Annotated in this window: 1 protein-coding gene; it reads right to left on the minus strand. The window is 30.5% G+C overall.

What is annotated here, in order from left to right; translation table 11 throughout:
* Positions 1-204: 204 nt before the first annotated feature.
* Positions 205-843, minus strand: coding sequence for a hypothetical protein (locus tag ACU8DI_RS15370; protein WP_447113677.1), 639 nt, complete (start codon positions 841-843; stop codon positions 205-207).
* Positions 844-885: the final 42 nt, after the last annotated feature.

Consider the following 885-nt stretch of genomic DNA (forward strand, 5'->3'; position numbering starts at 1 on the left):
AACGTAATTGTGTATGATTTGTTGCGGAATTTCAGCCGAAGCGCTTTGCGCTTGGATGAGCCGTTTACGGCGAAAATTCCGCGGGAAAAGAAGCGCGAGGCTGAGCCAGCAATTCTTTCCGAGTTTTAAAGATAGTGAATTATGTGAGAATTTTTCCCTATCTTAACCAACTGAGCAATGAATTATACACGGTGTTGTGCATAGTTATTTTTTATATAAAGCTCCGTAATATGTAACTCCATTTGGATTAGTTGATCTGTAGACATAACCATTGTCTCCGATAAGTTTAAGTATTTCAACTTTTATTTTTTTACCAATCAAATATTTTAATTTATCATCTGACATTCTATAGTAAACTAAATCGTATGTTGAATCGGAAGTCCAAAAAATCTTATAGATTTGGTTACCTCTATGGCTTTTTTCCTTTTGAATTCTTTTTCCTCTTTTAACTTTTGTAGACTTATGGTTTATATGATGATATTCATATTGGCCTTTCCTGAATTTTAAACACTCTTTTTTTTCAGTATCTGTTAATTCAATATTTTCAAATTCTGGATTAATCAGAGAGAAGGTTAAAACACCACATCGACCAACTAATGGTCCGTTTTTAGGATAATCAAAGTTCTTCAGGAAATCAATAATTCCATCAATATTTGCTTGAACTTTATGATTTGTTTTTTCTTTTATGAGCTTAACTTGATTAATCCCTGAAATACTATCAGCACATAATTCAAATGTAACATAATCAACTATTTCAACTCCATCAATAAAATGTCTTGTAGAAATTTGTGAATAGGAATAGTATGAAATAAATAGTGTTATAAAAAATAGAATTTTCTTCAACGTAATGTTATTTTAATTATGCACAACGTAATTGTGTATGAT

This window comes from Psychroserpens sp. BH13MA-6 (genome assembly GCF_052983595.1).